7 protein-coding genes and 1 pseudogene are annotated in these 15,686 nt (G+C 46.2%); 3 read left to right on the forward strand and 5 right to left on the reverse strand.

What is annotated here, in order from left to right; translation table 11 throughout:
- The 5 genes and pseudogenes from FFR00_RS10260 to rep all read right to left on the reverse strand — a co-directional run.
- Positions 1-825, reverse strand: a pseudogene (locus tag FFR00_RS10260) (IS3 family transposase); the annotation flags it as partial.
- Between the two features lie 95 nt (positions 826-920).
- Positions 921-3,992, reverse strand: coding sequence for an alpha-amylase family glycosyl hydrolase (locus tag FFR00_RS10265; RefSeq protein ID WP_137673310.1), 3,072 nt, complete (start codon positions 3,990-3,992; stop codon positions 921-923).
- A gap of 68 nt (positions 3,993-4,060) precedes the next feature.
- The gene (locus tag FFR00_RS10270) at positions 4,061-7,066 is read right to left on the reverse strand and encodes an alpha-amylase family glycosyl hydrolase (RefSeq protein ID WP_137673311.1); all 3,006 of its coding nucleotides are present in this window, start codon (positions 7,064-7,066) and stop codon (positions 4,061-4,063) included.
- Between the two features lie 274 nt (positions 7,067-7,340).
- Positions 7,341-8,444, reverse strand: a complete 1,104-nt coding sequence (locus tag FFR00_RS10275; RefSeq protein WP_235836201.1) for a phosphotransferase — start codon at positions 8,442-8,444, stop codon at positions 7,341-7,343.
- A gap of 204 nt (positions 8,445-8,648) precedes the next feature.
- A complete protein-coding gene (rep, locus tag FFR00_RS10280; protein WP_137673312.1) occupies positions 8,649-10,673 on the reverse strand; it encodes a DNA helicase Rep in 2,025 nt (674 codons plus the stop codon).
- Between the two features lie 154 nt (positions 10,674-10,827).
- Here rep and FFR00_RS10285 point away from each other — a divergent pair, with 154 nt between their 5' ends.
- Genes FFR00_RS10285 through FFR00_RS10295 form a run of 3 tightly spaced genes read left to right on the forward strand, consistent with a single transcriptional unit; the run spans position 10,828 to position 15,630 of the window.
- Positions 10,828-11,409, forward strand: a complete 582-nt coding sequence (locus FFR00_RS10285; protein WP_137673313.1) for a TetR/AcrR family transcriptional regulator — start codon at positions 10,828-10,830, stop codon at positions 11,407-11,409.
- 16 nt (positions 11,410-11,425) lie between these two features.
- Positions 11,426-12,547, forward strand: a complete 1,122-nt coding sequence (locus tag FFR00_RS10290; RefSeq protein ID WP_137673314.1) for an efflux RND transporter periplasmic adaptor subunit — start codon at positions 11,426-11,428, stop codon at positions 12,545-12,547.
- A gap of 11 nt (positions 12,548-12,558) precedes the next feature.
- Positions 12,559-15,630: an efflux RND transporter permease subunit gene (locus tag FFR00_RS10295; protein WP_137673315.1), complete on the forward strand. Its 3,072-nt coding sequence runs from the start codon at positions 12,559-12,561 to the stop codon at positions 15,628-15,630.
- Positions 15,631-15,686 lie beyond the last annotated feature (56 nt).

The raw sequence follows: 15,686 nt of genomic DNA on the forward strand, positions 1-15,686 counted from the left end.
TACGAGAACCCGCATCGGTGACCAGTGACAGATAATGCACACCTTGGTCTGATTCAAAGTAGGTAATATCACTAACTAGCACATGCTCTGCATCATGCCGTCCTTCCTCTTTCAGCAGATTCGGATGTTTCTTCATCCAGTGCTTGCTGAACGTCGTTTTGGTGAAGCTTCTTTTGGGTTTAACCAGCAAGCCCTCTCGTCTCAAATAAGCAAAAAGCCCATCTCGCCCAAGTTTAATGTTGTGCTCAAGGAGTTTTGGTTTTAACAACGCGTAGAGCTTGCGCCCACCCAATCGCGGCATATATTTACGCCAGTACGCTACCCAGTCTTTGATGACCGATAACGTCGCTCTACGGTTTTCCATTCGGGCGACCGCCTGATAAATAGATTGCCGTGAAATACCTGCCGCGCGACAGGCAGCAGCGAGGTTTATTTCGCTGTCGGTTTTCGCTTGCCAGACGTACCGGATAAGTACTTTTTTCTGAGGCCCGCTCCGTATTCATTGTCCATGATATCGACCATACCATTGAGGATTTGGTTACGGAGCTTCTCTTCGGCTAACTCACGCTCAAGGCGCTTAATGGTTTCTGCTGGCGTTTCTTTTGAATTAGGCATAAGGGGATGCTGAAAAGGTTTTGACCAATCAAGCCTACCATGTTTTCTGAGCCAAACCAGTACGGTTGAACGCCCCTGAATGCCAAATCGGGCTTGTGCTTGTTTGTACGTCATTTCGCCTTTTTCGATGCGCGCTACAACACCTAATTTAAAGGCTAAGGTGTAATCTCGTTGTGTGCGCTTACGGCTTGAGTTAATGGGTGTTGTCATAAAGAAGTCCTCTTTATGTCAACCTATTTCCGGACGGGACACTCGAATAAGAAAAGCCCGAGCAATTGCTCGGGCTTTTTAGTCAGCGTTATGGTTTATTTAGCTTGAGTAAACATAGTCACTGCTGAGCCTTCTACTTGGGTATTACCCGATAAGCCACCAGCGTTAGCCGCACCATAGGCATCAGCTACCTTAGTCCAGCTACCTGCCGGTAAACTTACGGTTTGATTATTTCCGCTGTTATACACAATAAACAGATTATGGCTATCACTTGGGTCTGTGATGTGGCCAGTAATCACCTGCCCACCAAATTGGTCTGGGCGGCTCACATTTAAGTACTGAGCCACTTCTTGGCTAGTATTCATGCGTAAACCTGCGTGCTTACGGCGTAATTCAATCAGCTGCTTAAAGTAATTGAATGTGGCGATATTGTCTGCTTTGTTTGACCAACGAATGGCATTGAAACTATCTGGCGCATTGTAGGTATTGTGAGTACCGCCGTGAGCCCCGTAATTCCAAGCTGAAGGGTTACTAATTTGCTGGTTATTGGTTTTAGTTCGAAGGAACTCATCGCCAGCGTGAATAAAAGGTATGCCTTGGCTAGTGAGTACCATGCCCATGCCAAAATTAACTACCCGCTTGCTGTATGTGAGATCGCCAGGAGGATTAAAGCTAATCACCTGATGCGAGCTGTTTTGCTGCACGTTACTCGAAGTGCTTAAGTACACCTTATCCCACAAACCAAAGTTATCGTGAGCCGAAATGTAGTTAATCGTTTGCTCTGGATCGGCAGCATAATTGCGGAACCAAGTGCTGTTTCGGCCGTCGTTTGGATTGTAGGGAGAGCCTTGGAAGCCATCATAAATAGCCCAACCCGATTCAGCCGCATCTACATTATTAAACATGTAGCCGGTGCGAGCATCATCGTTTGAACCTTTTAGTGACTCACGGAACGCGCCGTTAAATACACCGATATGTTCGTCAGCCATATGATGGGTGGTGCCGTAACGTACTCGTTGCCCTTCTAACGGATCGGTAGCATAGCCGTTCCATGGTTCGCCATAAATTAGCAAGTTGCGGTCGGCGAATTGATTGTTAAGGTGACGACCCCATTTTTCTACTTCTTGGTAAGAAAAAATACCAATCAAGTCGAAGCGGAAACCATCAATACCGTACTCATCTACCCAATATTCAAGCGAGTCTTGAATCATTCGACTAACCATGGGGACATCGGCATTAATTGAGTTACCTGTGCCCGATAAGTCGGTAGCGGTGTAATATTGGCCAGAAATGTTTTCAAACATTTCATCGTCAAAGGTGTGGTTGTACACCACATCCATCACCACTCGAATACCGGCTTTATGGAACTCGTTTACCATGGTTTTAAATTCACGGGCACGGGCTTCATAATCAGTGGGTACGCTTGAGTAACGCTCCTCGGGTACATTGAAGTTTCGAGGATCGTAACCCCAGTTGTAACATGGGTCGCTATCGGGTAAACCGTCACAGGTAGCAAAGTCATATACTGGTAATAGCTGTACGTGTGTTACGCCAAGCTCTTTAAGGTGGTCGATGCCGGTTTTCACGCCATTATGGGTGGTGCCTGCTTCTACCATGCCTAAGTATTTACCGTTGTTACCAGCACTTACGCCAGCGCTTGCATCAATAGTGAAATCACGCACGTGCACTTCGTAAATAATTGCATCTTCGCGCTCAATCAAACTTGGACGCGCTGCCCAGCCTCCTGCTGGTTCGGTGCGGCTCATATCCATTACAATGTTAATGGCTTCATAATCACCGGTACCCGGCTGTACCATTTTTCCGTAAGGGTCGCGAACCTGCACGCCGTTAATCAAAAAGGTATAAGGGCTAAGGTGCAAATCGCCTTCTACGGTGGTTTGGTAGACCTGGCTGTAACCAGCAAAATCATTCACTGCTTGTAAGCTGTGCTCTACGCCGTTTACGACCACTTTTACATTGCTATGATCTGGTGACCAAATAGAAAACGTTGTGCTGGTTGCTGAGTACACTGCACCTAAAGTTTCTGTGTCGGTGCCGCAGTTTGATTCACAGCCCTGTTTGTCGGTGGTGACAGCTTTAGATATTGCGTTAAAACAAATCTTGTAGGTAGAGTTGGCATCAACCAATACATCAGCACTTGGGTAGTTTTCTGTCCAATCGCCAAAATGATCAATCTTGAAGCGTGGATTGTTACTGCCAAAGCTTTGCGTTGTACAGTAGTTGTCGTTACCAGCACTCGCCATCAATGTGGTTTGCCAATCGTTCGACGTACCACGGAAGTACCAGCTATCTGTTGGTGCATCAGTAATGATGTAATCAAAGCTGCTCATCGCAGAATTACCTGAGGCATCTACCGCAAAAACCTTGAGGCTTAAATCTACGCCATCAGCCACTACATCGGTAGCATTAAACGTGAGGTCATTACATGGGCTAGAATTGGCAGATGGCGTAGAGCCATCAGTGGAGCAGTAAATCGCTGGTGCGCTATCTTGATTATCATTAACGCTTAAACTAATTTGCTGAGCACTAGTATAGGTGCCAGCCGGGGGATTGGCGCTCACACTAGGTGCTTGAGTATCTTCGCCGTTTACTGGCGTAGCAGTAATGGCTTTTGAGCTGGCGTTAAAGCAAATGTTATAACTTGCGTTGCCGGTGACGGTAAAGTCAGCCGTTGGGTAGGCTTCATTCCAATCGCCATAATGATCAATTTTGAAACGTGGCTCGTTATTGGCAAAACTTTGAGTGGTACAGAAGTTAAGATTGTCGGTACTGGTCATGGCGGTAGCCGCCCAACCATTAGACGTGCCGCGATAGAACCAGCTGTCTTTTGGAGGCTCTACGTCACCACAGCTGCTGACTTCAGTGGTGGTTATGTTTTTGCTGTCGCTAAAAAAGCGGATGTCGTAGCTTTTGTTCGCGTCAACGCGCACATCATCACCGGGGTAGGCTTCGTTCCAATCACCAAAGCGATCGATCTTGAAGCGCGGGTCATTGTCGCCAAAGCTTTGGCAAGTTGAAAACTCTGTCGCAGATACGGTTTCTAATGCGCTGGTCGCCCAGCCATTGCTGGTACCGCGGTAGAACCAATCAGCTTGTGCTGCGCTACTGGCAGCTAACAAACCGATCAATAATGCTGAATATTTCATAGTGTTAACTCTTCCATAGTTAAACAGGCAGGCCTAAGCACACTTAGGCCTGCATGAGATATAAACGCTTACTGTTTGTCTAAAACCACAAAACTATTTGCAGGCACGTTAACTGAATGGCTGCCGCCAGATACAGTAACAATTTGCTCGTTATAGCTTGCTGCATTAGTGTTTGGAGTGATTAGGCGATAGCTGCCGTTGCTCAGGTTGCTAAAGGTGTAGCTGAACGCACTACCTTTGGTGAGCGCAACATAGGCCACTTCTGAACCGTTATCACGCTTGAAGGCGGCGTGGTCACCATCAAGCAACAAGTCCGTTTGTTGACCTTTCTGAATCGCCTTAGAGGAGCTACGCAGGTTATTAAGCATTTTTAGATGCTTATATAGCGTTGGCTGATTGGTTTTGGCGTAGTTAATTCCTTCTGAGCCCAACATCCAGCGTGCCACTACATCGTCTTTCTCGGTAGTGGTGATGTAATGTGGCCAGCTTGAATACAATACTTCGGTACCGTAAAACACTACGGGTAATCCGCGGAACAAGTACACAAAGTTCAAGTTGTTCATGTACTGAGTTTCGCTAAGAATACCGTTGGCGCGGGTTACATCATGGTTATCAACAAAGGTGGCTAAATACGTTGGGTCGTAAATCCCCGAAGCATCGCCATCTGCGCCTGCAATGCGGGCATAACCATTACCATCTTCGAAACCTGCTTCGCCTTTAAAGGCTTTGCCCATCCAACCTGGGAAGTCCATCGATGAACCGTGTAGATCCAGCATGTGGAACTTCTTGCCTTGGCCATTGTAGATAAGATCTACCGCAGATTTACGATCGCCAGTCCATGCTTCACCAGCCATGTAGAAGTTGTCGTTCCCTAAGCTGCGCGCGTGAGCGTCCATCTCAAGGGTAAAGCGCTCCCAAAAATCAGCGGTCATGTAAGACACGGTATCAATTCGGAAGGCGTCTACGCCGTGGTCAATAAAGCGCTTATAAACATTAATTAAGTGCTTAGTGGCATTTTGGTCGTCATCACCGTGTTCATTGAAATCAAGTAAATCAATCAACCAAGTATTGCCGGTGCTGGCATAGCTAAAGAAGCCATTTTTTGCGCCATCCATGTAAGGGTCGTTGGTTTCCCAGTTCCAAGTTTGACCATCCATTTTAATTTCAAGCGCACGGTCGGCCCATTTACTTTTTGAACCCACGACCGATGAACCTGGTTGACCATGGTTTACCACAATATCCAGCATAATTTTCATGCCGCGTTCATGCAGTGCATTTACCAAGGCGTCAAAACCTGCCCAGCCGTCATTGTCTTTACCAAGAGAATGTAGGTGTGGGTCAATTTTATCGAAGTCGTAACCCCAATAACCATGGAAAGCCGAAGCTTCATAGTCATCGCTGGCGTTAAAGCGGCGACCTTCTGGTTGTTTAACTACAGGGGTAATCCAAATGGCGGTAAAACCCATGTCTTGGATGTAATCTAGGTTGTTGATAATGCCTTGGAAGTCACCACCGTGGTAGTAAGACAATGGTCCGGTCTTACTGGTATTGGTGTTGTATTTATCGGCTTCACCGTTGGGTAAGTACTCATCGCCCCAGATGTTGTTGTTGGTCGTGTCACCATCGGCAAAGCGGTCAGTCATAATGAAGTAAACATTTTCTTCACGGAAATCGCCACTGGTGGTGATGGTTGGGTCAATGGTGTAATTAAAGGTAGTTATACCTTGGTTACCATTGGCATCTACTGCGAGTACTTTCAGTACTAAATCAATACCGCTTTCCACTACGTCGCTGGCGGTAAAGCTTTGCTGACTACATTCCGCTAAAGCTGCAGTAGGTAGGCTATTGTCGGTGGTGCAATAAAGCTTAGGCGCTGGGTCTTGGTTATCCGTCACACTTAAACTAATTTGCTGATCAGCCGTGTAACTGCCGCCCGATGGATTCGCGCTCACCACTGGTGCTTTAGTATCTTCACCCTCAATTTCGCTGGTGGTGATTTGCTTGCTGGTGGCGTTAAAGCAAATATCGTAAGTTGTATCAGGGCTTACTGTTACATCGGCCGTTGGGTAGTTTTCGGTCCAGTCGCCAAAGTGATCGACTTTAAAACGTGGATCGTTGTTACCAAAGCTTTGAGTAGTACAGTAAATATTGTTGTCGCTGGTGGTCATCAGCGTAGTTTGCCAGCCATTTGAAGTACCACGGAAGTACCAAGTATCGGCTGGAGCATCGCTAATGGTGTAGTCAAAGCTGCTTACTGCTGAGTTACCGCTAGCGTCTACTGCTAATACTTTTAGGCTTAAGTCCACGCCATCTGCCACTACATCACTGGCAGAAAAAGTAGCGCTATTGCATTGGGCTGAGGCTTGAGTGGGGACTGAACCGTCGGTGGTACAGTAAATACTCGGCGCACTGTCTTGGTTGTCTGTCACGCTTAAGCTAATTTGCTGGGCTTCTGTGTAACTGCCAGCTGTTGGATTAGCACTCACCGTTGGCGCTTGGGTATCTTCATTGGTGGTGGGAGTTGCGGTGATTTGTTTTGAACTGGAGTTAAAACAAATCTGATAACTGGCATTTCCGGTTACCGTGAAGTCTGCCGTTGGGTAAGCTTCGTTCCAATCACCGTAGTGGTCAATTTTGAAACGTGGTTCATTGTTGGCAAAACTTTGTGTAGTACAGAAGTTTAGGTTGTCGCTACTGGTCATGGCAGTTGCTGCCCAACCATTTGATGTTCCTCGGTAAAACCAACTATCAGCTTGCTGAATTACATCACCACAAGAACTTACTTCGCTAGTGGTAATGTTTTTGCTGTCACTAAAAAAGTGAATCTCGTAGCTTTTGTTGGCTGCTACTCGTACATCTCCGTTGGGGTAGGCTTCATTCCAGTCGCCAAAACGGTCGATTTTAAATCGTGGGTCGTTGTCTCCAAAGCTTTGGCAGGTTTTGTATTCGGTTCCTGAAACTACTTCTAGGGGAGTGGCCAACCATTGGTTTGGCGTACCCCTAAAGTTCCATTCGGCTGCCACGGGCGCAGACAGCAACGTCGCCCCCGCGAGAGCGATCGATAACTTGTTCATGGATCCTTTCCTTATACTGTTTTTGCTGTTTTTATAAACACCCTGTTATGGCGAAAATTTTGTAGATCCGCTCAACAAGGGTGAATTGAATATCATTTTTATAGTTGTAAGAGCTCTGAGCAGATCAATCTGCTATTCAGCGCTCTTTAGCATGGTAGAGAAAAAACATTAAAGGAGGGTAAAAAATGTACAGAAGTGTGATGCTTTCATCACAAAGGCATCAGTTATACTTGATGCCTTTGTAAACAAAGCTTAACGGTATGAATAATCTAGGCTATTTCTGTTGATACTGGGCCGCAAGGCTGCGGTAATCTTGGTATTTTTTGATCAGGTCTACTTGCTCAAGGCTGGCATTATCAAATAGCAATGCGCCGTTGTTTTGTAGCTGAAGGTAAACCGTTGCCGCCATGGTAATCACTTTATCGATGCGTTTTAAGGTCATTGGTGTGCAGCTTTTTCCGCTAATGTCATCAGCAATGTCTAAGCAGTGCGAACGAAAGCTTTCGGCAACAAACAGGTTCTTTAATGAGCGCTCGTTATCTAAGGCGTACTCCCAACGTTCTATAATGTCAGTTTGCCATTGAATGATGGCTGGCTGAGCATAACGTTGTTTTAGCCAAATCAGCTTTTGAGTATAAATGTCTAGCGCGGCTTCTTTTAGCTCGCGATAAATTGCAAGCTGATCGGCGGCCGTCATTACGTCTTGATAGCGTAACAAATAGCCAAATACATTGCGGGTTTCTAGGCGCTCTGCTGCATGAAAAGCAGGGGCATCGAGGCCGTCGCTATTGTAGTGCTCAAGCGGATTATAGGTATACATGTAGCCAAAATCGAATAGGTGTATCTGGCGACCATCGTAAATAATGTTACCTGGCGACAAATCCCATTCCATTAATCCAGCTTGCTCTAAGGCAAATTGAGTGGCGAAAATTTGGCGGAAAATCTCGCGACTAAAGCTGCACAAGGGTTTGCCGTCAATCCAAGGTGACAATATAAACCCAAGGCGATAGTTGGCGTAAAGCGTGGTGACTACATGGGTAAATGCTTTGGCAGTAGTCGGCTGATCTTTTAATGCCTGAATGTCGCGACGGCGTTGAACTTCGTTAAGAAACGAGGTTTCGCCATCAACATTATGCACCAGCGCTTTTGGGCGACGGCGTTTAAGGTTGTAGTGGCGACCGTTAATACATAGGTGCAGTACAACAGCGGTAAGCCCACCATCAAATACCTCAACTACGTATTCGGAATCTATGTCTAAGGACGCAAGTTGTTCCGGAGGCAAGGGACACGCAGCTGCGTTGCCCACCACGATATTTTGTTCCCCTTGTTGAAAATGCAGTTGCGCCTGCTGGCGTTGTTCAACGAGTGCATTCATCATTGCGCTCCATCCTTGTTTACAGTTTTGTGAGTTTATTCTCATAAATCCTTGGAGTAAGGCGCTTTATTGAGATGAAAACCGTTTCGATCACAAATCTATTGCGCCCATACAAGGTTATTGGCGCAGGATCACATTTAAGACCATTGATTTTAAATGCTGAATAAGATAATCGGATGAATTTTAAGAGTGAATTAAGGCCTAAGGCTATTTTTTCTGGTTGAGGGCTGCACGTAATGCGGCAATACCTATGTTGCCTTTCTCTTGGCGTTCTTCTGCGGTTTCTATTTTACGGCGCTGTTCCCATACCAAATCATCTTGAGGCAATTCGTATAAAAAACGGCTGGGCTCAGGTTTGATTAACTCGCCAAATTGGCGACGTTCTTTAGTGAGGGTAAAGGTTAACTCTCGTTGAGCGCGGGTGATACCTACATAGGCTAGGCGACGTTCTTCTTCTACGTTATCTTCATCAATACTGCTTTGGTGAGGTAATAAGCCTTCCTCCATTCCGATGAGGTAAACGTAAGGAAACTCCAGACCCTTAGACGCGTGTAAGGTCATTAGCTGAACTTGATCGCTCTCTTCATCTTCTTCGCCTCGTTCCATCATGTCGCGCAAGATAAGGCGATTAACCACTTGCGGTAACGTCATTGGCTCGTTGTCGTTATCACCTTCCAACATACCACTGACCCAACGAAACAACTCCGAAACGTTTTTCATGCGCATTTCGGCAGCTTTGGGGCTAGGGCTGGTTTCGTAGAGAAAATCTTCGTAATGAATATCGCGGATCATATCTCGCACGGCCTGTAATGCATCGCCACGCTCTATGCGCTCTGACAAACTTATAATCCATTGGCTAAATTGATTAACGGCATTCAGTGCTCGATTAGGCAAAATGCTGGTCATGGCAAAGTGGGTCGTTGCAGCAAATAAACTAATGTGTTGTTCGTTAGCGTAGGTGCCCACTTTTTCTAAGGTGGTGGGGCCAATTTCGCGGCGCGGTGTATTGATGATGCGCAGTAAGGCGTTGTCGTCGTCTTGGTTCACCAGTACGCGCAGGTAAGCCATAATGTCTTTAATTTCTGCACGCGCAAAAAATGAGGTACCACCGCTAATCTTGTAGGGGATACGGTTGTTCATTAAGGTTTTTTCTAATAAGCGCGACTGGTGATTGCCGCGATACAAAATTGCGTAGTCTTTGTAGCTGGCATTGTTCATAAAGCGATGACCAATTAGCTCGGCCACCACCCGCTCTGATTCTTGCTCTTCGTTCTTAGCAAACAAAATCTTCAAAGCTTCGCCGTAGGCTAGCTCTGAGAACAACGATTTTTCAAAAATGTGTTCGTTGTTTTCAATCAAGATATTGGCGCATTTTAGAATACGCTGAGTAGAGCGGTAGTTTTGCTCCAACATAATCACTTGCAGGGCGGGGAAGTCTGTTTGTAACTGCATTAAGTTTTTAGGCTGAGCACCACGCCATGAATAAATGCTTTGGTCGTCGTCTCCCACAACTGTAAAACGAGCTCGCTCCTGGGTAATCAATTTTACCAGTTGATATTGGCTGGTATTGGTATCTTGGTATTCGTCGACCAATAAGTATTGAATGGTATTTTGCCAGCGTGAGCGCACGGCTGCATCGTGGGTCAGAAGCAGAGTCGGCATTAAAATTAAATCGTCAAAATCGAGCGCGTTATAGGCGGTAAGTTGGCGTTGGTAAGCCTCGTATAGTTGAGCAAACAATTGCTCTTGCTCACTTTGCCCGGTTGCGCGGGCAACCGCTTGCTGCGGCAGAATTAGGTCATTTTTCCAATTAGAAATAGTGCTGATCAGCTGTTTAAGCAAATCTTTGTCACCTTCCAACTGTTTCTCGGTGAGCTCTTTTAGCAAGGCCATTTGGTCTTGGTCGTCAAACAGCGAAAAGTTAGGTTTAAGTTTAAGGCTCTTATATTCCTTACGAATAATGTCTAAACCCAAGGTATGGAAAGTACATACTCTTAATCCGCGAGCTTCTTTGCGTCCCATTGTTTGGCCGACACGCTCTTTCATTTCTCGAGCGGCTTTATTGGTGAAGGTTACCGCTGCGATGTTTTTTGCTTTGTAGCCACAGTTTTGGATGAGGTGAGCAATTTTATTGGTAATTACCCGCGTCTTACCACTGCCTGCACCAGCCAACACTAGGCAAGGGCCAGAAACAAAATTAACGGCTTTATCTTGAGCGGGGTTTAACTTCACGGAGCATTCCTTCTAAACGGGTCGGGCATTTTAGCTGATCGGGAGGGGCTGATCTACGTAAACAGAGACCTTTAATAAAAGTAAATTTTTTAAAAATGAACAATTATTCATTGATTGTTTTTTGATGATGCCTATAATCGCCTTCAACAACTGAATGAACGTTCATTTTATGATTCCCGATAAACACTTACGTATTTTAATGGCAGCCGAACACTTGATTGAGCGAGGCGGCATTGACGCTTTATCGATGCAGCGTGTGGCCAAAGAAGCGAAAGTGGCTGCTGGCACTATCTATTTGTATTTCAAAGATAAAGACGAACTAATGGCACAGTTGCATGAACGCAATTTGCGTTTGTTTACCGATGCTTTTTTGGCGGGTGTAGACGCGAATGAAGGGTTAAAAGAGCAACATCGCCGTTTGTGGCTTAATGCCCTAAACTATCATTTAGCCCATGTGAACGTGCAGCGTTTATGGGTGCATTTAGAAACCTTACCGAAGAATGCACATCATAAACAATTGATTATGGAATTATTCGAACCTGTAAAACTTTTTTTCTCGAGAGGTGTCGAAGAAGGTTGCTTTAAGGCGCTTCCGGGAGAAATGCTTTATGCCTTGGCATTTGGTCAAATACACGAAATTTGTCGGTTCTCTTTTTTTAGAGACGTAACATTTACAAAGCAAGACATGGATGCCGCGCTTTTAGCTAGCTGGGATGCTATCACCATACACCCTTAGTTTTTGGAGTTGGGAAATGAAAAAATGGATGGCAATCATGCTAGTCCTTACAGTGATTCTGTTTGGTAGTGTGTTTGGTTTTTACTTGTTTAAGCAGAAAATGATTGCCCAGTTTATGGCTAATCGTCCGGTGCCTGAAATGCCTGTAGAGGTGGCCTTGGCCAGTTCACAAGATTGGCAGCCAGCGATTGAGTCAATTGGTTTCATTGAACCTTATCAAGGGGTGAACATCACCAGTTCGGTAGCCGGTTTGGTGACAAAAATTCATTTCTCATCGGGTGACACAGTGCGAGCGGGTGAATTGTTGGTGAGCTTAGAAGCTGATGTAGAAAAAGCCAATTTAGCCAGCGCCACCGCCAAACTACCTGCGGTTAAACGCCAAATGGAGCGAAATAAATCGCTACTTGAGCGTGGTTCGGTATCGCAAACCCAATTTGATGACTCAGAAGCTAATTACTTAGCCTTGGTAAATGATATTGCGGCCTTAAAAGCCACCATTGAACGTCGTGAAATTCGTGCGCCCTTTAGCGGTGTAATGGGGATTCGCCAAATCAACCTCGGCCAATATGTGCAAGCGGGTGATGATATGGCGCGTCTAGAAAACCTAGACCATATGTTGCTGCGCTTTATTGTGCCGCAAAAAGATATCTCATTGATTACCTTAGGCACCGAGATTGAGCTTAACTCTGATGCTTACCCAGATCAGTGGTTTAAAGGTCAAGTCACAACCATTGAACCGACCGTTGATCCACAAAGTGGTGTGGTTCAGGTGCAAGCTACTATTCCTAATACCGAGGGGCAATTACGCTCAGGCATGTATGCCAGCGTGCGCATTTGGCAGCCAGTTCAAGCCAATCAGATTGTGGTTCCTCAGCAGGCTATTTCCTTCTCATTGTACGGTGAGTCTTTATACGTTGTCGAAAGCCAAACTGCCGAAGATGGCAGCGAAACCTTGACTGCAACGCAGCGTACTATTCAAGTGGGCGAGCGCCGTGGCGATGTAGCTATCATCAAGAAAGGAGTAGCAGCAGACGAGCAAGTTGTGGTTTCTGGTCAGGTACGCTTACGCAATGGGGCTTTGGTGCGCATTGTTGAAGATAGCTTCTTGAACCGCGATCAAAATCTGCCAAAAGACTAGGAGCTTAGGTCATGAAATTTACCGATGCCTTTATTCGGCGACCCATCTTATCTCTGTCTTTGAGTTTGTTGCTGTTAATTGTTGGTGTTCAATCAATCTTTAAGCTGCAAATTCGCGAGTACCCAGAGCTTACCAATACGGTGATTACCGTTAGTACCGCTTATTACGGTGCACCCGCAGAGGTGATTCAAGGTTTTATCACCCAGCCTTTGCAGCAGTCGATAGCCGAGGCCGATAACTTAGATTTCTTAGAGTCTAACTCGTCGATGGGTAGCAGTACCATTACTGCTTATATGAAAACTGGTGCTGACCCAGATGCCGCTTTGTCTGAGGTGATGGCCAAGGTGAACGCGGTGCGTGCCCGTTTGCCTAGCGAAGCCTTGGACCCGAACATTTCGCGTTCAACCGGTTCTAGTACCTCAATTATGTACATCGCCTTTAGCAGTGATGAACTTAAAGCTCCGCAAATTGTAGATTACGTAAACCGTAATGTGCAGCCGCAAATGGTGACCATTACCGGTGTGGCTAAAGCAAACGTTTATGGTCCGCAGCTGTCGATGCGAGTGTGGTTAGATCCGGTTAAATTAGCTAACCATAAATTGACCGCTGCTGAAGTGGTTAGTGCTTTGCAAAACAACAACTTTCGCTCTGCGCCGGGCCAAGCCAAAAGTCGTTTCTTCTTGTATAACGTAGAAGCGGATACCGATTTAAAAACGCGGGCTGAGTTTGAACAGCTAATTGTTGCTCGTAGCGATAACGGTATTGTGCGCTTAAACGACGTCGCTGAAGTTGAGCTGGGTTCTGCCCGCGAAACGGTGCGTGCTAAAGCTGATGCCAAAACAGCGGTAGTAGTAGCGATTGATCCAACGCCTACGGCAAACCCGCTAACGGTTGCGCAGTTAGTGACTGCGATGTTGCCAGATATTGAAGCCAATCTGCCAGACAGCTTAGGTATGAAGGTGCTCTACGATTCGACCGAATATATTGAATCGTCGATTAATGAAGTACTCACCACCATTGTAGAAGCGACCATTATTGTGGTGGTGGTTATCTTCTTGTTTATGGGTAACTTGCGGGCGGTGCTGATACCGGTAATTGCGATTCCGCTGTCGTTGGTGGGTGTGTGTTTAGCTATGCAAGCCTTAGGGTTCTCGCTTAACTTACTGACGCTGTTAGCCATGGTATTAGCCATTGGACTGGTGGTGGACGACGCTATTGTGGTGGTGGAAAACGTTGACCGGCATATTCGCCAAGGCATGAACCCCTTTGATGCTGCGATTGTTGGAACGCGTGAAATCGCCTTGCCGGTGATCTCGATGACCATTACTTTAGCGGCAGTATACTCACCGATTGCTATGGTGGAAGGTTTAACTGGGGTGCTGTTTGCTGAGTTTGCGCTTACCTTAGCGGGCGCGGTAGTGGTATCGGGCTTTGTTGCACTAACTTTGTCGCCGGTAATGTGTTCGGTATTGCTTAAACACAATCCTAACCCTGGCCGTTTTGAAGTAGGTGTTCATAACTTCTTAGACCGCTTAGACAGTGGTTACGACAAAATGGTGGGTGCGCTGCTTAATCGTCGCCCAGTAGTGGTGGTATTTGCGATTATTGTTATGGGGTCTTTATACCCATTACTGCAAATTATCCCCACCGAATTAGCACCTGCAGAAGATAAAGGTGCGGCGATGATTATGGCGAACGGCCCGGCCGGCGCAAACATCGATTACATGGACCAATACACCACTGAAGTAGGCCGTAGAGGTTTGGCTTTAGATGATATTGCTGGTTCATTTACTCTGGCCGGGATCCCAAGTGCTACACAAGGTTTAGGGTTTTTGAATACCACGGTGTGGGATCAACGCACCATGGATCAAGATACCTTGGTTAAAGCGATTCAAGCTGAAACCGCCGACATAGCTGGTGTATCAGTCGCGTCATTCCCGCTGCCGGTTTTACCGGGTGCAAGTGGCGGTTTCCCTGTGCAGTTTGTGCTGCAAGGCACCGGTGATTACCGTACTTTGGTGAGCTTGGCGCAAGAACTTCAACAAGCGGCCATGCAAAGTGGTTACTTCGTATTTACCGATTTAGATACTAAGTTCCAAACGGCGACCCTCGATATTAAAGTTAACCGCGATAAGGCAGGTGCTTATGGGGTGAAAATGGCCGATATTGCTAGCACCTTGGGGACCTTAATGGGTGACGGTTACATTAACCATATTAACTACGATGGTCGCTCTTATGAGGTGATCCCTCAGGTGAAGCGTGAAGATCGCCTAAGCCCAGAGGCTATTGGTCAGTTTTACGTGAAAACTGTGGATGGCAGTCCAGTACCATTGGTTAACTTAATTGAGTGGGATTTAACTGGCCAGCCAGATTCACTATTGCAGATGAACCAAACTAACTCGGTCACTTTAAACGGTGCATTAATGCCTGGTCAAACCATGGGTGATGCCTTGAAATTCTTGGAGCAGAAATCAACGGAGATACTGCCTAAAGGTTATGGCTTCGAGTACAAAGGCGAGTCTCGTCAGTTTGTGCAAGAAGGCTCGGCGCTTTATGCCACCTTTGGTTTAGCCTTAGCGATTATCTTCTTGGTATTGGCCGCGCAGTTTGAAAGCATACGTGACCCACTGGTGATTATGGTGTCGGTGCCACTAGCAATTTGTGGTGCCTTGCTAATGATGGGCTGGGGCTTAGCGTCTCTCAATATCTATACCCAGATTGGTATGATCACCCTAGTGGGTTTGATTACCAAACACGGTATCTTGATGTGTGAAGTGGCTAAAGAGCGCCAGATCCTGAAAGGCGAAGATAAAATTACCGCTATTCGTCATGCGGCACGTATTCGCTTACGAGCGATTTTGATGACCACTATCTCAATGGTTGCTGGCCTTATTCCTCTGTTATTGGCAGTTGGTCCGGGTGCGGCAGCGCGTTTCGATATTGGTATGGTAATTTGTGCAGGCCTGTCGATTGGCACAGTGTTTACGCTGTTTGTATTACCGGTAATTTATTCATACTTAGGCGCTAATCATAAAGCGGTGCCAAGTGTTGAACACTTACAAGGTGAAACCGTCGCCGATTAATCTTGGTGATGAATAAACCCTAAAAAAGCCCAGCTAATTGCTGGGCTTTTGTTTCT

The sequence above is a fragment of the Agarivorans sp. Toyoura001 genome, from assembly GCF_005405585.1.
In the GTDB taxonomy this organism is placed as follows: domain Bacteria; phylum Pseudomonadota; class Gammaproteobacteria; order Enterobacterales; family Celerinatantimonadaceae; genus Agarivorans.

Bases quoted from the DNA above. Each gene is read 5' to 3' on its own strand.
- FFR00_RS10265 (WP_137673310.1), bottom strand. From the start codon at position 3,992: ATGAAATATTCAGCATTATTGATCGGTTTGTTAGCTGCCAGTAGCGCA.
- FFR00_RS10270 (WP_137673311.1), bottom strand. From the start codon at position 7,066: ATGAACAAGTTATCGATCGCTCTCGCGGGGGCGACGTTGCTGTCTGCG.
- FFR00_RS10275 (WP_235836201.1), bottom strand. From the start codon at position 8,444: ATGATGAATGCACTCGTTGAACAACGCCAGCAGGCGCAACTGCATTTT.
- FFR00_RS10285 (WP_137673313.1), top strand. From the start codon at position 10,828: ATGAACGTTCATTTTATGATTCCCGATAAACACTTACGTATTTTAATG.
- FFR00_RS10290 (WP_137673314.1), top strand. From the start codon at position 11,426: ATGAAAAAATGGATGGCAATCATGCTAGTCCTTACAGTGATTCTGTTT.
- FFR00_RS10295 (WP_137673315.1), top strand. From the start codon at position 12,559: ATGAAATTTACCGATGCCTTTATTCGGCGACCCATCTTATCTCTGTCT.